The organism is Leisingera daeponensis DSM 23529 (genome assembly GCF_000473145.1).
GTDB classification, from domain to species: domain Bacteria; phylum Pseudomonadota; class Alphaproteobacteria; order Rhodobacterales; family Rhodobacteraceae; genus Leisingera; species Leisingera daeponensis.
Genome location: NZ_KI421503.1, coordinates 143,335 through 164,217, shown reverse-complemented (window position 1 = coordinate 164,217; position 20,883 = coordinate 143,335). Strand labels below are relative to the sequence as shown.

17 protein-coding genes are annotated in these 20,883 nt (G+C 58.7%); 13 read left to right on the top strand and 4 right to left on the bottom strand.

Annotated features, from left to right (window positions below):
• Positions 1–37 precede the first annotated feature (37 nt).
• Genes DAEP_RS0122195 through DAEP_RS0122185 form a run of 3 tightly spaced genes read left to right on the top strand, consistent with a single transcriptional unit; the run spans position 38 to position 2,651 of the window.
• Complete coding sequence (locus DAEP_RS0122195) at positions 38–637, top strand: helix-turn-helix domain-containing protein (RefSeq protein ID WP_008335637.1); 600 nt, start codon at positions 38–40, stop codon at positions 635–637.
• Positions 618–1,847 (top strand): type II toxin-antitoxin system HipA family toxin, encoded by a 1,230-nt coding sequence (locus tag DAEP_RS0122190; RefSeq protein WP_008335635.1) that lies wholly within the window; start codon positions 618–620, stop codon positions 1,845–1,847. The genes DAEP_RS0122195 and DAEP_RS0122190 overlap by 20 nt, the downstream gene beginning before the upstream one ends.
• 12 nt (positions 1,848–1,859) lie before the next feature.
• The gene (locus tag DAEP_RS0122185; protein ID WP_008335632.1) at positions 1,860–2,651 is read left to right on the top strand and encodes an AbiJ-NTD4 domain-containing protein; all 792 of its coding nucleotides are present in this window, start codon (positions 1,860–1,862) and stop codon (positions 2,649–2,651) included.
• A gap of 209 nt (positions 2,652–2,860) precedes the next feature.
• On the opposite strand, the gene DAEP_RS23850 is transcribed toward DAEP_RS0122185, so the two are convergent.
• The 3 genes from DAEP_RS23850 to DAEP_RS0122170 all read right to left on the bottom strand — a co-directional run bounded on the left by DAEP_RS23850 (position 2,861) and on the right by DAEP_RS0122170 (position 6,158).
• On the bottom strand, positions 2,861–4,039 hold the full coding sequence (locus DAEP_RS23850) for a reverse transcriptase family protein (protein ID WP_050772053.1): 1,179 nt from the start codon (positions 4,037–4,039) through the stop codon (positions 2,861–2,863).
• Between the two features lie 199 nt (positions 4,040–4,238).
• Complete coding sequence (locus DAEP_RS24135) at positions 4,239–5,498, bottom strand: phosphoribosyltransferase-like protein (protein WP_139199595.1); 1,260 nt, start codon at positions 5,496–5,498, stop codon at positions 4,239–4,241.
• Positions 5,499–5,576: 78 nt separating this feature from the next.
• Positions 5,577–6,158, bottom strand: coding sequence for a plasmid pRiA4b ORF-3 family protein (locus DAEP_RS0122170; protein ID WP_200813253.1), 582 nt, complete (start codon positions 6,156–6,158; stop codon positions 5,577–5,579).
• Between the two features lie 921 nt (positions 6,159–7,079).
• On the opposite strand from DAEP_RS0122170, the gene DAEP_RS0122165 reads away from it, so the two are divergent.
• From DAEP_RS0122165 to repC, 4 genes are all read left to right on the top strand, one after another.
• Positions 7,080–7,418 (top strand): DUF736 domain-containing protein, encoded by a 339-nt coding sequence (locus DAEP_RS0122165; RefSeq protein ID WP_008335621.1) that lies wholly within the window; start codon positions 7,080–7,082, stop codon positions 7,416–7,418.
• 228 nt (positions 7,419–7,646) lie between these two features.
• Complete coding sequence (locus DAEP_RS0122160; protein ID WP_027246248.1) at positions 7,647–9,002, top strand: ParA family protein; 1,356 nt, start codon at positions 7,647–7,649, stop codon at positions 9,000–9,002.
• Positions 8,999–10,042, top strand: a complete 1,044-nt coding sequence (locus tag DAEP_RS0122155) for a ParB N-terminal domain-containing protein (protein WP_027246247.1) — start codon at positions 8,999–9,001, stop codon at positions 10,040–10,042. Before DAEP_RS0122160 ends, DAEP_RS0122155 begins: the two co-directional genes overlap by 4 nt.
• A gap of 234 nt (positions 10,043–10,276) precedes the next feature.
• Complete coding sequence (gene repC / locus DAEP_RS0122150; protein WP_027246246.1) at positions 10,277–11,557, top strand: plasmid replication protein RepC; 1,281 nt, start codon at positions 10,277–10,279, stop codon at positions 11,555–11,557.
• A gap of 12 nt (positions 11,558–11,569) precedes the next feature.
• Here repC and DAEP_RS0122145 read toward each other — a convergent pair whose 3' ends face one another.
• Positions 11,570–12,595: a tyrosine-type recombinase/integrase gene (locus DAEP_RS0122145; protein WP_027246245.1), complete on the bottom strand. Its 1,026-nt coding sequence runs from the start codon at positions 12,593–12,595 to the stop codon at positions 11,570–11,572.
• Positions 12,596–13,015: 420 nt separating this feature from the next.
• Here DAEP_RS0122145 and DAEP_RS0122140 point away from each other — a divergent pair, with 420 nt between their 5' ends.
• The 6 genes from DAEP_RS0122140 to DAEP_RS0122115 all read left to right on the top strand — a co-directional run bounded on the left by DAEP_RS0122140 (position 13,016) and on the right by DAEP_RS0122115 (position 20,733).
• Entirely contained in the window at positions 13,016–13,900 is an 885-nt protein-coding gene (locus DAEP_RS0122140) for a DUF1403 family protein (protein WP_027246244.1), read from the top strand.
• A 2-nt stretch (positions 13,901–13,902) separates the two neighbouring features.
• The gene (gene scpB / locus DAEP_RS0122135; protein WP_027246243.1) at positions 13,903–14,517 is read left to right on the top strand and encodes an SMC-Scp complex subunit ScpB; all 615 of its coding nucleotides are present in this window, start codon (positions 13,903–13,905) and stop codon (positions 14,515–14,517) included.
• Between the two features lie 293 nt (positions 14,518–14,810).
• On the top strand, positions 14,811–15,902 hold the full coding sequence (locus DAEP_RS0122130; protein ID WP_027246242.1) for a MarR family transcriptional regulator: 1,092 nt from the start codon (positions 14,811–14,813) through the stop codon (positions 15,900–15,902).
• Positions 15,899–16,786: a nucleotidyl transferase AbiEii/AbiGii toxin family protein gene (locus tag DAEP_RS0122125; protein WP_027246241.1), complete on the top strand. Its 888-nt coding sequence runs from the start codon at positions 15,899–15,901 to the stop codon at positions 16,784–16,786. Before DAEP_RS0122130 ends, DAEP_RS0122125 begins: the two co-directional genes overlap by 4 nt.
• 215 nt (positions 16,787–17,001) lie before the next feature.
• Positions 17,002–17,898 (top strand): ArdC family protein, encoded by an 897-nt coding sequence (locus tag DAEP_RS0122120; protein WP_027246240.1) that lies wholly within the window; start codon positions 17,002–17,004, stop codon positions 17,896–17,898.
• A gap of 180 nt (positions 17,899–18,078) precedes the next feature.
• Positions 18,079–20,733 carry a hypothetical protein gene (locus tag DAEP_RS0122115; protein WP_027246239.1) on the top strand — a complete coding sequence of 885 codons (2,655 nt, stop codon included), beginning with the start codon at positions 18,079–18,081 and terminating at the stop codon, positions 20,731–20,733.
• The last annotated feature ends 150 nt before the right edge of the window (positions 20,734–20,883 follow it).

Here is a 20,883-nt window from a genome sequence, read left to right as displayed (position 1 = left end):
AATATCATAGATGGCAAACGAAGCAGCAAGATAGATCATGAGTTACGCAATAGAGCACATCGCAGAGTCGCTCAAAGCCGCGCGGGAACGCAAAGGGATCTCTCAGCGCGCGCTCAGTGCGAAGGCTGGGGTTCCACAGAGCCACATCTCCAAGATCGAGAACGGGGCGGTCGATCTGCGTCTGTCCAGCCTGGTCGAGCTTGCACGTGTACTTGATCTGGAATTGACTCTGGTCCCGCGCAAGAAGCTGCCTGCCGTTCGGGCGATCATTCGCGGTGATGATGATGGTCACCGTGACGTTCAGAGCGCGCGTAAGGCGACGAACCTATTGCAGCGCCTTGATGACCAGATAGCAGCGCTTCCCAGTGAAACGCTCTCTGAGATTGTCGTTCAGGAGTTGCAGCGCCGGGCGCGCGAATTGATGCACTTCAAGCTTTCAGCCGATGATGTTGTTCAGTTGCAAGAAGCGTCTGCTGCCATGCAGGAGTTCCTGAGCGATCCGCGCAATCTGGAAGCGGTCGAGCAGGCGCAGAGCCAGTTGCGCATGCTGCGCAACGCACTCGCCCATGGGGCGGGTGTATCTGCACCATCCTTACCGCGTCCGGCCTATCGTCTGGATGGTGACGATCATGGCTGATGTCAGTGTCCTTGAAGTCCTGCTCTACGGAGAGCCGATAGGTACGTTGACGCGGGTCAGCGGTGATACCTCGCTCTTTGCTTTCTCTGAAGGCTATGTCGCCGATGCGGGCAGGCCGGTTCTGAGCCTCGGTTTCAAGAATGAGCTTGGGGAACTGACCACTGATTTCGGTACGCAGAACATGCACCTGCTGCCCTTCTTCTCCAATCTTCTGCCCGAAGGTCACATGCGAGACTATCTCGCCGAGCGCGCGGGCGTGAAGCCCGTCCGTGAATTTTTCCTGCTCTGGGTTCTCGGCGAGGACCTTCCCGGTGCGGTCACTGTTCGGCCCGCCGATGGTGAGGCGTGGCCCCCCGACGCTGATGATGGTGAAGATCATCACGATGATCATCGAGATCAGGCGCTGAGGTTCTCGCTGGCAGGCGTTCAGTTGAAGTTCTCGGCTTTGGGAGACAAACAAGGCGGTCTTGCGATTCCGGCCAAGGGGGTCGGCGGCTCCTGGATCGTCAAGTTGCCAGCGCAAGGCTTCGATGCTGTCCCCGAGAATGAATTCTCGATGATGACGCTCGCGCGTCTCTGCGGCATGGATGTTCCGCCGATAAGGCTGATCGATGTTGCCGACATCGGCAACCTGCCCGAGGGCATGGATAAGGTCAGCGGTCAGGCGCTGGCGGTCGAAAGATTTGACCGTCTAAGTGATGGCAGCGCTGTTCACATTGAAGACTTCGCGCAGGTCTTTCGCGTTTATCCCAAGGACAAGTACGAGAAGGCAAGCCAGCGCAACATCGCACAGGTACTGGCCGCTGAATGCGGAGAGGCCGACATCGCCGAGTTTATCCGGCGGCTGACTTTCAATGTGCTGATCGGCAATGCCGACATGCACCTCAAGAACTGGTCGCTGATCTATCCGGATCGTAGGCAGGCAGCGCTCGCGCCGTGTTACGATTTTGTTTCGACCATTGCCTACATAGACGACGACAAGGCGGCGCTCACCTTTAGCCGCACCAAGAAGTTCTCCGGGTTCTCGAAGGACGAGCTGTCGCACCTGGCTGCAAACGCCGGTTTATCCGAGAAGCTGGTTCTGGGAACCGCACGCGAGACTGTCGCGCGCTTCCATGAGCACTGGCAGGCCGAAAAGGGAAACCTGCCGCTGACCGCGGATGCGATCAAGGCGATCGAAGCCCATTTGCACACAGTGCCGATAGCGTAGGGGATTGGCAGAATGGCAGAGAGTTTTTCGAACCGGCACGGCTACCGCAGCGCAGCCGCGGAGATAACCGTTCACGAGGACGCGCCCGAAAACCTGCGCTATGCGATCCCGCTGATTGGGCAGGACATCGGCATGAGCCCGTCCGCCATGCGCCGGATCATCTGTCAGGTGTTGCTCGTCCCGCCTGACCGGAACAACTGGTCGGAGCACCCCAACATCTGGGAAGAGGTCGTTGGGCTACTTGCCGACTGTCCTTGGTACAAGGTCTATGACATTGCTGAAGCGTTCCATACGGCACTCGCGCAAGGGTTCAACGACAATGCAAGCAGGTTCGATGGCCGGCTGAACCAGTTTTTTGTCGAAAATGGCATCGGCTGGCATATGAACGACGGCCAGATAGTCTATCGCGGCTCCGAAGCATTTACCGGCGCGACACAAGAGGCCGTCGAAATCCTCGAACATACCGGGCGCAGTGCCGCCGCACGCGAGATCCACGAAGCGCTGCGCGATATTTCTCGGCGGCCAGAGCCGGATGTGACCGGGGCAATCCAGCATGCCTGCGCAGCGATGGAAGCGACCGCGCGGGATCTGGCCGGCGATTCCAAAGCAACATTCGGCCAGCTTGTAAAGCGATTGGACCTTCCAAAACCTCTTGATACCGCAGCCGAGAAACTGTGGGGCTATGCGTCCAACAACGCTCGTCACGGGTTGGAAGGACAGCAGGTTGATACGCCAGAGGCCGAGCTGGTTGTCAGTGTAGCCTGCGCGGTCTGCACCTATTTGGCCAAACGCGCGGTGATATAGCGGCCCGAACAGTCTGATGAAGTGACTGGGATTTCAGAGATACTGGAGCAACGCAGAAGGCCGACACTTAATTCACAGGACCGGTTCAAAATCAGTGCGATCTCAGGCTGGAAAGACCTTCTAGGTTCTCCGGTGGTGATTTGAGCTCAGAAGCTTCTCCAAATTGATGAAAATCCGTAGGTAGAAGACGCCCATCGAACAGATTAAATTCACCTCCTTGTCTGCGACCAATCTGACGAGTCTAAAATCGCCCGACATTTCGCCGCATAGACCGGATCGATCTGACCGGCGAACGCGATCAGGCCCAACAGATGTTGGCGGAGGCCTTCAACGGAGGCGAATCCGCGCCGCGCTGCATGTTGAACCGGCCCCTGATCGGGAGCGCTTATGTGATACAGGTGCTTTCGAAGCCGCGAGCGGAAATCGCGGGTCAGCTTCGGCGTGTCTCCGTCCACCAAAAGGCCGAGCACGACTTTCCGTGCTCCCGGAGAAACAATCGTCGTCTTGGATTGGTTCGGCGCCAGTCCTCGAGCAGCCAGGGTCTCATAGACTCGCCCTACCAGATCATGTGCGCGGGATCTTCCAAACGACTTTCGTGTCGTTGAAAAGGTGAGATCGTCTGCATAGCGCGAGTATCGGACGCCGAAGGTCTTCGCGATAGCAGTCAGTCTTTCATCTAGGTCGCGCACTGCGAGATTGGCCAACATTGGACTGGTTGGTGCGCCTTGCGGCAAGACGCCAAGCAGGTCTCGTGGATAAAGCGATGTCAAGGACGAGTGCCGAAACTTGGGCGTTCGTCGCTGAGGCAAGACAGCAGTATCGTTGCGATGTTTGTCGCGGAGACGGGTGCACAAGCGCGCAAGCTCAAACGCGACCAGCGGCTGGTAGCCCCGCTCCAAAAACACCCGATGCACGTCGATTTCAGTCAGCGATTCGAAGAAGTTCCGCAGATCAATCTTGACCATCCAAACTGCGCGGCAGTGGCGCGCCGCGGCCTGGGCCAACCGAGACCCTGGTGCAAACGCCGTGCTCGCCGAATGGCAGGGTGCGTGGCGCAGGACTTCGGACGCGATCCAAGTCTGGACTCTCAGCAAGGGCGGCTCAGGCACGGCAATTGTTCGATAGCGCGGAGGTTGGCCCGGGATCGGGCGCTTGCGGATCGAGAACTCCCGATAAGGGTCCGCATCCTGCCTTGAGGCATATGTTTTCAAAATACCGACATCGACGCCCGCCAAATGCCCCAGATGGCCAAGGGTGAGGATCGGCGGGCCGGGACTTGGCTGCCGCAATGTGTGTTCAGCTGTCGCGATTGCATTATTGAGGATGGATTCATCCACTCCTGCCGCAAGGCCTTCGGCGAAGTAGCGTTGAGAGTTCCACGTTCGCATCTACTATCCACCCTTCAGGGTGAGCTTGATCGGATCGCAAGTCAGCCTACCGCTGCGGCGACCGCAAGGTCGTGCGGTTCGATCAAGTTGAGCATCAAGCGAAAGCTTGACCGTGAGCCCATCGCAATCGACGGCCCAGGCATCACCTCCTGCGGGCAGGACGTGACACCAACGGTGCCGGTCGTTACCCCGGCAACCACTAGACATCGCGTGGCGCTCTCAACGCATTCGGAAAGTACATCGTGTCGTCGCCTTGGGGAAGGGGGCTCTTGCGGTCTTGGCGAATCAGTCGTGACGCAACCATCCGCCCTCGTTCGGTCAGTTGATGCGACGCGTTTATCCAACCCCAACCTTTCAAGCGGTCAAGGATTTCGCACACATCATCGATGTTCATGCCGAGACGACCCGATATCGCTTCGGAATGACGGGGAGATCGGCGCAGTGCAGACAGGATGATCGTTTCCAAGCTCGTCGGGCGCAGAATTGCCCCGGTATCCGACGCCTTGGCAGACGCTTCAATACGCGCTCTTTCTTTCTCTGGCGTGTGCGGTTCTTGGTAGGGGGAACCAGCTGTACTGGATGCACGCTCCGGTACCAGCGCCGACCATCTTCTTGCATCCTTCCAGAACATCGAAGGTGCATTGTTCGGCATGCCGTGATCAAACGCCAAAAGCGCCCCCACTTCGCCATAGCCCAGGGGTTTGGACCCTGGTGGCGCATAGCGACGACACAGCTCTTCCATCCGCCTGACTTTTCCTCGGGGAAAGACCGTTTGAATTGTTGGGCATCGTGTCACCAAGCTGACGGTGGGCGATGAGGCGTGATCCTTTACGCGTTCGACCCCAGCTTCTGTCCCTGCGTAGGCCACCACTTCGAAACAAAGGCCGGAATGACTGCGCCTCGACCACCAGCTGCGCACTGTCCGCAGCCTCCATGCGGCATTGAGATAGTTGATGACGCGATCTCCACTTCCGATGAAGTCCGTTACCAGAACGAACCGGCGCGCGCGCTTCTCGCGAATTATGTCGGCCCCAGGGTTGAGAAGGATCGACCTTCGATGGCGCTTGTGCAACTGGGTCAGGACGTTGGCGACAACCCCTTCACTGCCTATTTCTTCGGCGACCTGTCGCTGACGAGGCACCAGCGGCGGTCCGACGCGGCCATATGCGCGCACAGTCTTCTTCCCTTTTTGAATTTTACTCGCGCGGGACGTCTCGGGAAACAAACGGTTGGGTTGCCCTTTCCATTTCTTACGCTCTGTTTCGTTGTAAAGCGCCACGGGGTTGGGACCGATCCTCAGGCGGTCTTCAAGGACCCGCGTCAAATCGCGGCGAAAAGCATCACCAGGGACAAGCCGGATGAGGGACGCGAGGATCGCGGCATCCGCCCGGTCCGCTTCTTCGAATTGATCCACCCATGCTTTCACCAACGGCTGCATGATGGTCGAGCTTGTGGTCACGTCGGTACCTCGATCTCAGTTCTTCAAAATGGTTGCGAGGTTCGCCATATGGATCGCGCGCCAAGCCAGCGTCAGGAGTCACTTTAGACCGCGACACTCTTTCGCCCAAACGAACATCGCACCGACGGCAGCATTGGCTTGCTGCACGCTGAACACTTCCGGTTCGAACGCGCCGGCCCATTGCTTTGTATCACGATATTCCGGGTGGCGTTTGTCGGTCAGCGCGTCGAGAAACTCTTCGTAAGAGTAGGGCCCTCCACAGTCCTCTGGCGGGCACGCTCGCGCTCCGGCAACACAGGCGGGAAAGTCCAGATCTGGTCTTCCGGTTGGTTTGCTAACCTTCTCGACAGTGACGAGGTGCCGCCAGCCATCGCCGAAATCATAAGTGTATATGAACTGATTGCCTTTCTTGACCAGCTCGCCAAGAGTAAAGCTCTTTTCGTCCTTCCGGCCATCGTTTGGGTCCCAGCTGTCGTCACTTTCGTCGCGGGCCTCGAACCTGTCTTCGCCAATCTCGAATTCATGCAAATGATAGTCTTGCCAAGGCATAGCGCCCTGGAGAACGGAATGCAGGATGTCCAAGCTGATGTCATTCGGCACGAGGATCCGGCGCCAGATGGGTGGTTTGATGCCAACAAGTTCGATTTTCAGCTCAATCAAAATGTGTTCCGCCTGTCTCAATGGCCCTGCCGTTGAAGTAACTTTTGATTCTTAAGTTGAAGCATTCAAGGGGAACATTGGCCCCTCCTGCCCTTTGGTCAGGACCGCGCCCTACTCGGTCGGCTGCACGCAGCCGCCCGCCCCGAGCTGAAACGCCGCCTCTCGCTGCGACGTGCTGCTGGCGGTGCAGTCTCCTCCGGAGCCAGCCCGGCCAGCCGTCGCATGGTCGTGGCAACGCTTCATCTCGGCCGTTCCGGTTACGGTCGCTTGGGCGGGCGCGTGACAACATCGATCTCGTATCTCGCGTCTCGGCCGGTGTTGCTCCTTGCTTTGCCGGACGTGCCGTGCCGCCCCGTCATCATAGGTCGCAAACGGCGTTCTACGACCGCCGGATTGCCTTGACCGCAGCTGGCATCAGGCCGGTGATGGTCGTGCTGCGCGGATCGCACGTTACGGGGTGCCGTGGAGGGACCGTTCGAAATCCGGGGGGGGCGGAACGGTGTCGAGGCTTCGACGATCTCCCTGCAGCTCTTCCAGACAACACAGATCGGGTTGCCACGGAAACCAGCCGTCGCGGCACGTGAGGCAGGGTCAGCAAAGCTCTGACTGGCCGGGATGCGGCTCGGTGCGAGAGGACAGAAATATCGCCACCACAGGCATTTCTCTCATTCGGTTGTTCACCCTCCTTTCTTCGCGGCCCCGCACTTCTCCTGGTGTCTGAGTTGCATGACATGCTGGTCGCAGCTGTCGACCCGTCCACAAAGGTTGTCGCCGATCTTTTTCCCCTGTCCCTGCGGGCCATTCCGCGCGGAGCAAATAGACCGGCGCCTGCCCCTCTCCGCTACGCTTCGCCTTCGGTGTGACCGGGCCTTGGCCAGCTGCAAGGTGACCATCATTGCAACGCAAACAAGGAGAAGAGCAATGACCACGAACTGCATCAAATTCACCAGCGCCGACATCGAAACCGCCAAGGGCGTCGGCTCCATCTCGACCCTGACCTTCGACCTCGACATCACGGTCGAACCCGTCGCAAGCGCGAACCCGATGGCCCCCACGCACCGTGTCCTCGGACGCTCCCCGCGCGGCAAGCTTGTCGAGTGCGGCGGCATCTGGAAGAAGCAGAACAAGGAGACCGGCGCCGACTACTACACGCTGACCATCCGCGACCACGGCTTCAACGCCAACCTCGGCAAGGCCGCTAACCAGGACGATCTGTCCCTGCAGGCCGTCATCCCCTGGGGTCCGAAAGACGCCGCCTAAGCCAACAGCCAGACCGCTCCGGCGGTCTGGCTTCACCAGGCTGCGAGGTTTTTGCACGCGTGCAAAATCACCTCAGAGGATCAGGTTGCTATCCGTATTTTCAATCGGTGTAGCCCATATTGTGCGCCGGAAATCCTGTAGGCGTACAATATCTGTACATTTCCTCAAAAACCGTGCTATTTACAACTCGGAGCGATTCCGTGAGAGAGTCGAAATGAGAGCGGTGTAATGGGCGGCAGTATAGAACAGTTCCTTCAAGAGCTCGAGCGTGGCCTTGGCCGCACCATGGTCTCGGTCAACAAGGAGTTGACGATGCGTGAGCGCATCAAGCGCTCTTGGTCGATGCGCCAATGTGCTCGCTTCCTGAACATTAGCCATCAGCATCTGACTAAGTTCGCTAAGGACAATGAGGATTTTCCCGCCGGCAAACATGTAGGTCGCGAGCGTGTTTTCACCCTGACGGAGCTGATGCACATCCGGGCTTTGATGGCGGCCTCAGCAAAGCGGCCTGAGCATTTTCTTGCTTGGCGCAAACCCGACGATCCTTTGCCCGTCATTTCATTTGCAAGTCAGAAAGGTGGAACCGCGAAGTCGCTTAGTGCTGCGCACTTCGCTCAGTACCTGAGTCTGCATTACGGCATGCGAGTCGGCGTCATGGACGCTGACCCCCAGAGCACGATCACGCTCTACTTTGTCGGCGGCGAAGAAATGCCAACTTTGCCAGATGACGAAACTCCGACGATGGTTGACTTCGCGGGGCTGTTTCAGACCGACGAGTCCATTCCTTACACTGACTATGATGCGGAGACGCTTGACGGGTTCTTCAAGAAAACTTCCTGGCCGGGCGTGCGGCTAGTACCTGCGCATGGCGAAACCTCCGAAGGCGAAATTCAGATCGCGAGGTTGTTGCGAGCGGGCACCCCGGAAAAGCGGTTCTATAGGTTCCTAAGAGACTCCATAGATCGTTGGAAAGAGGGGCATCCACCGGTCACCCGTCCGAATGAGCTTGTGAGCAACGGTAGGGTCGACCAAGCGAAGCTTGAAATTGCCCTTAACGAGACCTTGGACTGCATCATTATCGACTATCAGCCTGCGCTGACACTTTTCCAGCTGAACAATGTGATGGCGTCTACTTCGTTGATTATCCCGCAGACGATGAAGGGGTTCGACATTGCGACCTTGTCCACCTTTGTGACTGGTCTCCTCACCATGCTGCGCCACATTTTCGCGACGGATCGGATCGATATGGGCGGTGCGGCGCATATGCTGTTGCCCACGATCGTGCAGAGAACAAATGAGCAAGATCTCACACAGGTCGGCAACCTGCTTGAAAACTGCCCAGATGAGGTGCTGCCGGTGTTCTATCTTCGCTCCGATGCTATTTCGAACGCATCGGACGTTTATCAGTCCGTCTACGAGTACGACCCAGATACGCCAGGCAAGCGAAAAGGCATCAACAGGTTCATCGAGAATGCTGACGCAGTGAATGACGCCATCGTCTCACGCCTTTGGCCTGGTCTTGAGCGTGGCTATGCCGAGGATTGGATGCAGAACTTCTACAATTTCGAGGAGGAAGCCGAATGAAGCGAACATTGAGTAGCTCGGTCCTCAAGAAAAAGTCCGCGCGCCCAGATGAGGATGTGTCTGCGGCTCCTGGATCTGGTGCAAGCGAACAGGTCCACGTAGACGAAGCGAAACTGGTTGGTGGGGTTAAGCCAAGACTGGGCGGCTCTGGCAGTGCTTGGAAGGCCGGAGCGCTTTCAGACGCCAGCCAGATGCTTCACGTTGAGCGCGCACAGGTCGTGGAGCGCATTCTCGCGGGTCGACATGAGTTGCAGATTGATCCGTCTCAGATCGTGGACGTGATTGGCTCGGACCGGCGTGAAGATTGGCGCGACCAAGAGGCATTCGAGAAGCTCAAAGCGAGTATCGAGAAGAATGGTCAAGATACGCCCATTCATGTTCGGCCAGCGGATCCTGATTGGCGACCGGATGAACGTGAGCCCGAGAACGTAGAAGGCGTGACATTCCAGTTGATCGTGGGTCGGCGACGCCATGCGATCCTTGAAGCTTTGGGATTGCCTGTCCGCGCCATTCTGGTTCCACAATCCCATCGGGGTTCCCGTGAAGAGCAGTTCGAGATGCTATTCATGCGCTTCCGGGAGAATGAGGAACGTGAAAACCTGAGCGCTTTCGAGCGTCTGGTTTCGATAGGCGAAATGTTCGAGCGGCTACAAGATGCCAAACCGGACGAGAAGATAACTGCAACCGAGTTCGCCAAGCGTGTGGGTGTCCATAACAGCGCGGTATCACGTGGTCGCGCTGTCTATGCGGCTAGAGGTGAGATTTTGCACGCGTGCAAAGATGTCTACGATCTCAGCCACCGTGACCTCGAAAAGGTTCTTGGCGATCTGACAAAAAAGCCGTCCAAGCCTGCAAAAAAGAAATCGCAGAGCCCAAAGAAACTCACGGTACAGCGAAAGATCGGTTCGCGGAAATTGAGTGTTACAGGGCAGGGCGGGAAGCTCTCGGTCGCTGCCACGGGGCTAACATTGGACGAGGACATTCTCAGAGGTTTGAGTGATGTCATCGCTGAGTACTTGGAGAAACACGGATCGAAGTAAGAGGCAGGAGCCGCGGAGACGGTGGTCTTCGATCCAAACGAGGTAAGAAACAGGAGCGGATATGCTTTGAGATAACGGCAAAAGAAAAGCCCCCAAGCTGAGGGCCTGAGAGCTTATCAAGATTAGTTTGGTCGCTATCAAGATAGTTCTCCGGCGAATCACTGTCAACAGCAACGCTCCTGAGCGAACGGGATTCTTTTGCCCTCCATCAAGCAGAGGAGGCGAGAACTATCCATGAAACATACAGGTTGGCGCAAGCCGACACCGGGTCTTGGCATTGCAGAGCAGCTTGCCCAAGCCGGTGAACAGGTGGCTGTACCCAAAACGCGGGCCTTCGTGGCCGTGAAGCGGGTGGGGGCCTACATCGGCCTCAAGGCCGGAGACATGATGCTCCTCGACACGCTCGGGGCGTTTACACAGGCTCAGGACTGGGAGGAGGGGCAGCGTCCGATCGTCTGGGCGTCGAACGCTTATCTGATGGAGCAGACGGGGTTTTCGCTCTCCGCGCTCAAGCGCCATGCGCGACGCCTGGCCGAGATTGGCGTGATCTCCTTCCAGGACAGCCCCAACGGCAAGCGGTGGGGCCGCAGAGACGCCGAGGGACGCATCGTCGAGGCCTATGGCTTCGATCTGTCGCCCCTGTCGGCGCGCGTCGAAGAGTTCGAGGAACTGCATGCCGAATTGCAGGCCGAACGTGAGCTCTGTCAGCGCCTGAAGCGCCAGATCACGGTTGCACGCCGTATGATCCGCGCTCGGATCGAAGCGGCCGTCAGCAGCGCGCTGCGCGGACCCTGGACGCAATTCACAGGTCTCTTCGAGGAGCTTCTGGACCGGCTTCCTCGCCGCCATGAAGCTTCAGAACAGCTTGAGCGGCTGCTAACCTGGTTCAAGGAGCTTCAGGAGCGCGTCGAAGCGGCCTATCTCAAGGCAACCGAGGTTGTTCAGCTTGTGGAAAACACCCCTGAAACCAAGGAACAAGGTTCTAAGAAAACTCAAGAAATGAACCCCAGGGAGGTCATTTCTGACCCTCATATACTAATTACAAACCAACTTAATCCTGTAACTCGTAATTCCTCAGAAAATGAGGAAGCCGCGGCCGTGGTGCCCAATGCTCAGCCCGAAGATCAGGTTGATAGGGAGCTGGAAGAGTGGGTGGCTGAAGTACGCAAGAAGCGCGCGGCACTGGATCTGCCCACAGTGATGCAGGCTTGTCCCGAATTCGCATCCTGGGCACGCAATATGGGCGGGTTCCTGAAAGATTGGGGCGATCTGCACCGGGTTGCTGGTCAACTCAGGCCGATGATCGGGGTGTCCGAGCATGCCTGGAACGTGGCACAGGACCGGCTGGGCAAACAGGTGGCGGCAGCAGCGCTGGCGCTTGTCTTCGAGAAGCATTGCGCAGGCGAAGTATCCTCGCCGGGCGGCTATCTGCGCGGCATGGTCGAGAAGGCCGGGGCAGGGGAGCTGCATCTCGAGCGCAGCTTCTATGGCAGGCTCAGCGGGCAGGCGGCGTGATCGGGCAGGGGCTCAGAGGCCGGCAGCCTTGGTCAGGTTCACGCGGAACCGGTCGCGTCGGCGCTGGTAGCGACGAGTCATCTCTGCCGAGGCATGCCCTAGCTGCTTCTGGACGTAGCGCTCGTCAACTTCGGCCGAACTGGCGAGCCCGGAGCGAAGGCTGTGACCGGAAAACATCGCCAGGCGCTCTTTTTCGGGCAGCTCGGATCGGATGCCGGCGTCCAGGACCGTCCGCTTGATCAGGCGCGCAACATGCTTGTCATTCAGTCGCGTTTCGGTGGCGCGGTTGCCATCGCGCGAGGTCCCGACAAAGACAGGGCCGAAGTCGATCTTCGCGAAGTGCAGCCATTGCTCCAGCGCGTGCACGGGGCAGGTCTGATCCTTCGAGCCGCGGCTGACCTCGACTTCGCGCCAACCGGTTTTGGCATTGAGGGTCAGGAGGGCGCCTTTCTCCAGGATCTCGATCCAGCCGCCGGAATCCGGTGTGTCGTCCTTATGGACATCAAGGCTCACGATTTCGGAACGGCGCAGACCTCCGGCGTAGCCTAAGAGCAGGATCGCGCGATCCCGCAGCCCGCGTAGATCATAGGGCAGAGTGGCCACCATCGCGAGGATGTCTTCTGCCAGGATCGCTTCCTTCTGCACCGGCGGGCGCGCGTGCTTGCGCTTGATCCCCGCCAGGACCGAAGCAATGTGGCGGTTCTTGCGATCGAGAGTGAACCCCCGTTGCGCATAGTTCCATGCCAGACCTGAGAGGCGACGCTCGATGGTGCTGACCGAGAGGGCAGGGGACCCGTTGGTCGGCGCGGCCAGATCGGCCAGATACAAGCCGATCATCTCTGAAGACGGAGGTAGGGGCTCCGCACCCTGCAGCCTGCACCAACGCGCGAAGTGCTTCCAGTCGGCGGCATAGGCCTTGTTCGTGTTCTCGGCCGTCGAGGCTTTGGCGTAGTCCCGAGCGGTGTCGACAAGGCGGTTGAGTGCGCCGGAACCGGCGACATGCACGGGCAGGGAAATCCGATCGTCATCCTCCCTCATAGTAGAACCTCTCTCGTTGAGCTGAAGGCCTTCGGCCGGACATGGGTGCGCGCAGGTCGACGAGAGAGCATGCCAAAATGCCAGGAAGCGTCCGAACCACCGCCAGTCTCATGAATACTGCTCCACCCAGTCTCACGAACCCTGACTCGAATTTGGTCCGCTTCAACCTGGTTTGGCATTTCGTCAGGAGTCCAGTGTTTGAGCTAAAGCCTTGTCCACCAATGAAATACGAACGGGCTCGACGAGAGGGCCGATTTCGGGCGAGTCCAGTGATGAAACATGAGCTGAAGACCATGTTTCTACGCATATCATTTTGTGTCCGATAATGCAAACTTATTGGACGTAAAGAGATCGTGTAAGGCGGGGCGGTTGTTCTCTAATTTTATGGCAAAAAGCGCCGCGCCATTGTAAGCTCGCGCCATGATGTTTGCCCGGCCGGATCACACGCGACACCTCGACACACTACCCCGGATGCCCGCCTGGGTCACCTCTGCACGCGCTGAAACCCTTGAAGATGTTGCGTTTTTGTCGGGCGCCGCGCTGAACCACCTGCATCTTGTGTTGGGGCGTGAAGAGGTACCCCACGCCTTGTTATGGGACCGGCTCGCGTTGCGCGCGGCGGAGGCTTGCGTTGCGTGTTCCGGTCGTCCTGAGCGGGCAGGGGAGTTGCGCGACACCGTACACCTTTTGCGCCCCGGCGATCTGCCTGGACCGGCGGGAGAAACGTATCTTGCCTGGCGGCGTGCCGCCGAGCGGCCGGCGTCGATCAAGGCTTTGGGTCGAGCCTTGCCGACCCTCGAGCGGGGCCAGATAGCCGCGTGGCTTGATGTTGGGAAAGGGGCGCCGGTGACCCGGGCCGCGATGACGCTGGAAACCGTTCTGCGCGAGGCGACAGGTGCAGAGGTGGCTGCGCTGATCCTCGCGGACGCGGCTTTGGCTCAGGCGCTTGGCTGGGAGCATCTTGTGCCACTGTTGGCCCCGGGCCTGAAACGCGCGGATCTGCGCAAGCAAGGCGACAATTTGCGGATTACTTTTCATCGCGCGATCGTTTCGTCGGTGGTCGAGGCCGTGCGACTTGCCGCTGATCTCAGGCGGCGGGCCGCGCATCTCAAGTCCATCGCCCCGAAGCTGCGCGCGAAGGGGGCAGGGGAGGCGGTCGAGGTGTTCCTGACCAGTGATGCTGTCGCGCCTTCGGCCTTGCCCTTGCCGGACCGCGCCGCGCGGCGGCTCTGTGATCGGTTAGTCGACCTCGGCGCGGTGCGTGAGTTGACGGGGCGAGACACCTTCCGGCTCTACGGGGTGTAGCGATGACGAAGGACAGATCGGACCCGGAGCTTGACCGTGAGCTTGCCGACCTGCCGCCGGAACTACGCTGGCGCGAATGGATGCGCCGGATCGAGGCGGTCCTCTTTGCCTCTGCTTCGCCGGTGCTGCGCGAAGACCTGGCCCGCGTGGTGGGGCAGGGGGCCCCGGTCGACCTGCTGGTTGAGGATCTGGCCGCCGATCTGGAGGGGCGGGCCTTCGAGCTTGCTCTAGTCGCGGGCGGCTGGATGCTGCGCACTCGCGTGGCCTACGCCCCCGCGATCCGCGCCGCGGCCGATGTCGGGGATCAATTGCTGGACCTGAGTGAGTTTGACGTCGCGGTCCTGGCGGCCATCGCCTACCACCAACCGATCACGCGCGACGGGCTCAAGGACATCTTCGGCAAGGCGATCAGCCGTGAGTTGATCGGTCGACTGCATGCGCGCGGTCTGATCGGGACCGGGCCGCGGTCGCCCCGACGCGGGGCACCCTATACCTTCGTCACCACCGAGCAGTTCCTTGTCGCGTTCGGGTTGGGGAGCCTGCGCGATCTTCCAGATCGGGAGCAGTTGGAGGATGCGGGGGTTGTGGCGGAAGCACTACAAGTCGATATCGGGTAACCAGTTGCCGATCTTGTTGAGCGATAAATCGCTGATACAAAGATATTTTTGGGCCCGTAACCTCATGTTTTGCCGGTCTCCGTTGCCGATGCCTGACGCGAACTTGGTCGTCCGGCATTGTCATGTGTGGACGGCCCAGCGGGCAGGCGGCCTGATGGGGACATCTCCAGGCTTTTTAAAATTGATCCGAGGGATGAGGTTGATAGTACCAAATTAGTAAGTTCGCTGAACAGTGAATATTGACTTTTTTCCAAAGATGGCGGAGAAGTAGCTAAATCTACTGAACAGTGAATATGCCAAATATTGCGAACATAGAGCCGGAACTTCTGAAAAGCCTAAGCGACAGCTTGGAGGCGGTTCCACATGCGCACCTCGGTGAAATTTCCTGGGAAGCGGGCATCGGCGACCGTTTGCGTCCCGACGCGATCCTTGATGCAGTCGTTGCAGATCGTGAAATCATCTTCGTGATTGAGGTCCGAGGCGATGTCTATCCGCGAGACGCGAGAGAGATAGTCTGGCAGCTCAAACGGTATTTGCGGGAGTTCGACAGTTCCAACCGGCGGTATGTTCCCATGATCCTCGCGCGATCAGTCTCAGAGGGTGCTCGGGAGTTCCTCCAGGAAGAACAGATCGCCTATCACGACCTGAGCGGATCGCTTTTTCTCAGCGTCGATGAGACGTTTGTGCTGCTCGAGAGGCCCAAACCCAAGCGTGCCAAGCGTCGCACCATGAATGTGTTCAAAGGAACGCGGGCTCAGGTTTTGCACGCATTGTTCGAGCGTCCAGGCGAATGGGTAAGCGGATCGGAAATTGCAGAAGATGCGGGCGTGTCTCCGGCGACAGTCTCTGAAACCCTCAAGGACCTTGAGCGTCGCGAATGGCTGGAGGTGAAAGGCGAGGGGCCTGCGAAACGGCGCCGGCTCATCCGGCCAGATGTCCTCCTGGATGCCTGGCGGGACAGCATTCTTGCCAGTCGCGCATCGAAGCGTGCGCGATACTACGTTCCACGGATGAAGCCTGAGGACATGGCTCACGAGATCAAGAGCGGAAACTACTACGACGATTTCGATCTGGAGTTTACCGGCCAGTTCGCAGCCCAATTCTACACGCCATATCTCTCAAATGTATCGGACCTCACGGTGCGAACTTTTGGGAAACGAACCCACGACTGGCTGGTCACAACTTTAGATGCGCGTGAGGTCTCCGAAGGCGCGAATCTGATCCTAATTGATGCAAAGCCCAACAACAATCGTCACAGGATGCATAACGAGATTAAGCGCTTGATGGCCTCGCCTTTGCAAGTCTATCTCGACCTTCTGGAAGATCGTGGCCGCTCCAAGGAGATGGCGGAACATTTGCGGTCGCAAAAACTGGTGTGGCGATGAAGAAACCAACGGCCATTCAAGGCTACAACCAAAATGTCACCGAGGCTTGCGAACGCGTTCTGGTCACGCTGATCCGTCATTTGGGACCATGGCGCGATTCAATCTTTCTCGTAGGCGGTCTGACCCCACGCTACCTCATCAAGGAACGCCCACCGGCGGTGCCAGCGCATGCGGGAACCGGAGACGTCGATGTCGTCGTGGACATGAGACTTCTCGCCAACATAGAAGCCTACCGCACGCTCGAGGACAATATCAGGGCCATCGGTTTCAACCGGTCAGAAAACGACAAAGGCCAAAAACTGTCATGGCGCTGGCAGCAGGAACTGGTCGATGGCACGGTTCTGATCCTCGAGTTCCTGGCCGATGCAGGGGACGAGAAAGGTGGGGCCCTTCAGGAGTTGCCTTCCGAAGGTGCGGTGTCCGCAATTCACATTCCGCATTCCGCCATGGTGCTGGATCACTTTGAGACCGTCGAGATAACGGCGGAGTTGCTCGGAGAGGGCGGTGTCACGACCGAGACCATCCGGCATGCAGATATTGTCAGCTTCACCTGCCTCAAGGCGTTTGCTTTCGATCACAGGGCCGAACCCAAAGATGCGCATGACCTCTGCTATTGCCTCGAACACTACAAGGGTGGAACGGAGGCCTTGCAGTCCGCATTCGAAGCCGCACTGGCTGGCAAGCATGGCGAAACCGTCAAGGTGGCGATAGCAATCCTCGCCCGGCGCTTCTGCGATGGCGACGGTTTCGAGGGCTATCAGAAGGATGGTCCGGTCGCCGCAGCGCGATTTGAGGGCGCAGAGGACTGGATTCCTGACAACCGGATCTTGCGGCGACGTGACTTGAGTGCCGTCGTTCAGGATACCATCGCAACTTTCATCTAATCTAGGTCAAACGGGGTAGGGGGCTTCCAACACTAACCTCCCTCGTTTCAGCCCCGTGCGAGCAAGGGGATCGCGGGTTTGGCGGACGCCGCCGCCCGCGCAAAGGTCTGCCCGCTCCATTCGCTGACGCTCCCGTGTTGACCATGCACGGGCGGCTTGTTGCGTCCGCCATTTCCTCCCGCGTCCCGCACGGGGACGAGACAATGGAGGATCACATGGCAAAGCCCGACATCTATACCCGCATCACCGAGAAGATCATTGCCGATCTCGAAGCTGGCACCCGGCCGTGGCACAAGCCCTGGAATGCCGAACACCTCGCCGGTCGCATCACCCGACCCCTGCGCCACAATGGCATCGCCTACCGCGGCCTTAACATCATCCTGCTCTGGGCCGCATCCGTCGCCGATGGTTACGCCGCCCCCACCTGGATGACGTATCGTCAGGCACTCGAGCTCGGTGGGCAAGTCCGCAAAGGCTCCAAGGGCCAACTCGTCATCTATGCCGACAAGCTCCGCAAGACCGAGACCGATGATGCGGGTCAAGACCACGAGGTCGAGATCCCCTTCATGAAAGGCTACACGGTGTTCAACACCGATCAGGTCGAGGGTTTACCGGAGCAGTACTACGCCGTGGCTGAACAGATGCCAGAGACCGCCGAGCGCGACGCTGCTGCCGAAGCATTCTTTGCTGCCACCGAGGCCGATATTCGCCATGGTGGCAATCAAGCCTACTATGCGGTCGATGCCGAATACGTGCAGATGCCGCCCTTCGAGACGTTTGAATCCCCTGAGGCGTACTACTCAACCCTCGGCCACGAGATTTGCCATTGGACTCGCCACCCCAAACGCCTTGACCGCAGTTTCGGTCGCAAACGCCGGGGCGACGAAGGTTACGCCCAGGAAGAACTCGTCGCAGAACTAGGCGCTGCGTTTCTGGCAGCTGATTTGGGCCTGTCGCCGGAGCCGCGTGATGAACACGCCGCCTATATCGCGCATTGGTTGACCGGTCTTCGCAACGACAAACGGTTCATCTTCCAGGCTGCTGCTCACGCTCAGAAAGCTGTTGATTATCTGCATGGGCTGCAACCAAACACGGATGAGGTCACCGCGTAGGCGGCCTCAATTCGAGATGGTTTCCGATACTGCAAAGCTTCCAGCCCAGTTCTGTTCCAAGGTCGCATGTCTTGAACTTAGACCGCCTGCACGCCACCGCAATCCGCTGGCCAGTAGAAAGTTGACAGAGTGGCAGCCGCACTACAGACTCGCGGCATTCGTCAAAACGGGTTCGTGAAAATGTCTTATAAGCAAACGCTTACGAGTTTTTTGAAGAAATTTCCTTTCTGGGTATTGGGGGCGTTGGTTGCGGTCGTGATCCTGTCCAATGCATGGCCCGGTCTAGGATCGGCATGGGCGAGTGAAACGGTCTGGTCATGGCTGGTAGCCGGGCCGACGGCCCGTGTGTTTTTCGGCGTGACCGCCGTCGGCATTATAGTGGCGGCATGGTTCGGTGAACGGTGGTTGCGCGCGATTGTGGCCCTTCCGCTGCTGGCTTTGGCGCTTTTACCGTTTGACGCTTTGACGCTCGAGGCGGATCTGCTGATCAGTCCGCGAGTGCTGGCCGATCACGGCGCTGCGCTGGAAGTGCAGGAGACTTGGGGCGTCTACGTCCCTTGGGAGGAAAAGGTTGACGAAGAAATCGCCGAGCTGCTGCCAGCGGTGCTTGCGCCGATTTGGGAACGCGCTCTCGCCGCATGGCCTGCTCCGGTGGCATTCAATGCAACCTGGGCAGAGGGTGGCGCCGCCTGGCAAGCGCAGAAGGCGCTTCTGGCCGAAAAGCAGACCCTGGTTGCTGAAATCACCGCGAGCCAGGTGCGGCTGGAGGCGTTGAAGGCGGAATTGGCAAAGATGTCACCGACAATTGATACATGTCTCGTCCCCTTCCGCGGGGTTGACGGACGTGAATCCGGCTGCGCTGAACCTGACTTCAGAACAAACCCGAACTACGTAGCGAAGGCCGACGAGGTCAAATCCGAAGAAATCCGCTTCGCTGCACTCAAGTCAAGACGTGTTCAGAACCTCGTTGCGCGAGACGCTGCCGAATTTGCAGCGGACGCTGCCCGCGCCGCCGCCAAGGCGCAGGCGTTCCGCCACATGCTGTCGTTTTTCGTCGGGATTGCCACCGTAATGGCGGTACTGGTTCTTGCGCTGTTCGATAAAGACGGCGACCAATTCTTCTCTCCGGCGCTGGTTCTCACATTGATCGGCATTGGCGCCGCGCGCTTTGGTGTGGTGCCGGAAGCGCTATTTGCTGCGGTCGGCCCCGAGGCACCACCTCTGACCGCTGGCAGCGCACTGCGGGCAGCTGGCCAACTGGTCGGTTTCCTCGCCGTGTTCCTAGGTGCGCGAAGCCTGCACGTGCTGGCAATGCACAACCGGGCACTCGAACCAGCGATCTTCAATCGAAAAATCCTGCCGGTTCTCGGGCTGACGCTGTTGCTTTGGAGCCCTCTCGGTGCGGCGGCCTACTTTTCCACGTGGTTATCAGGTTGGTTTGAAAATAAATTTCAGGATTTTTCCTACAATATTGAAATCGGGTCAGAATATGGTTTTGCGCCGACCCCGTGCAGCGACACACCTCGGCTTCTGTTCGAAGAAGTCTGTGATGTGCGTTCGGTGGAAAGCGATATCCAGGCGTCATTGTCCCATTGGCTCGACGAAGGGCAGCGCCGTACCCCAGAGGCGACCGCAACGACCGAGGTCGCGGTTAATCTGACCGCGAACAATACCGCCGAAATGGCCGCTTTCCTAATGGATCAGAACGTGCCGAACTGGCTGGCCAAGCGGCCGCATTGGGGCCAGGGGCGCGGTATCAGCGATGCCTTCAACCACGATGAGTCGCCCAAATGGTATCAATTCGGCAAGAAAATAAAAAAGAAGGTGAAAGCTCGGGCCGACGGAACCTATATCCGCACCCGCGCGCGGGCTCTTGCCTGGCTCGACCGCAAGCTTGCCGAAATGGTGGCAAAGACCGAAACGGGAAGCGAACTGACAGAACAGGTCATAAATGCGGAGGTTTTCGCTGCGATCGAAGCGATACGCGCACCGGTGCGCGACCAGCTCTGGATGCTGTTTCGTGGCTGGGATGTGCTTCGCTGGATAGGCGCTCTGATCCTATGGATCGCGATTGTAAAGAGCTTTGGGTTGGTTTTTGGCCGGGTTCTGCATTCTCGCGCTTGGTTTCGGCGTATGGTGCTTGACGAGGCGTCTTCTGCCGAGACGGGTGAGAAGAACGGCGCTCAGGTTTCTGTGGCCTGGAGCGGCGGTCCGTCATTTCCGATCAAGGAACGCGTGGACTACAAATACCTGATCTGGGCCAACCAGACCGGTCTCAGCCGCGATGGCTGGGTGGTGCACCAGCCGTGGGCGCTAGCGATACGCCGCCTGTTGCCGTTTCGCCATCTGTTTCAATTGGGGACAGGCGGCGGTGCCAACTCCGGCGCGTCGTTCAACACCACTGGCGGGCGCTCGTTTGTAGAGATCACATTGCAGCCCGGAGCATCTGCCTATTTTGATGTTGGTGGGCTTTATGCGCTTTCCGGAAACCCGCACTTGTCCGGGGTATGGAACTTCAAGCTGGAAAACCTGATGCGTGGTAGGATACGGCACGCCCGGGCGACAGCAAGAAATAGTGCGCCGTCTCGCATCGTGCTGCGCCTACACGGCATGCCGGCGCCCACAGGTTCTGCGACCCAGGTGACGCCCAGCCAGGTGATCGCTTGGACTGCGAGGACAAGGTTCTTAGCGCTTGGCAAAACCAATTGGCGAGGCGTGCTCACTGGAGGCGCGATGTTTCGTGAAGTCGAGGGCGGTCCTTTTGTGGTCGATGTTGGCCGGGGTGGGATCACCGGCGCAATCGTATTCTTGCCTGCTTTGCTTCTGCCAATTTAGCGTCTTCGATCATCTCGCTTCCTTTGCGTTGGGTACTTTCATGGAAGAGTTCTTCCTCATGATCCATCGTAAGGTAACGGAACTGCACAAGGTGGATGCAGATTGACCAAAAATAATCATGCACTGCCTTCCATCCGCAAGCAAAAGCGG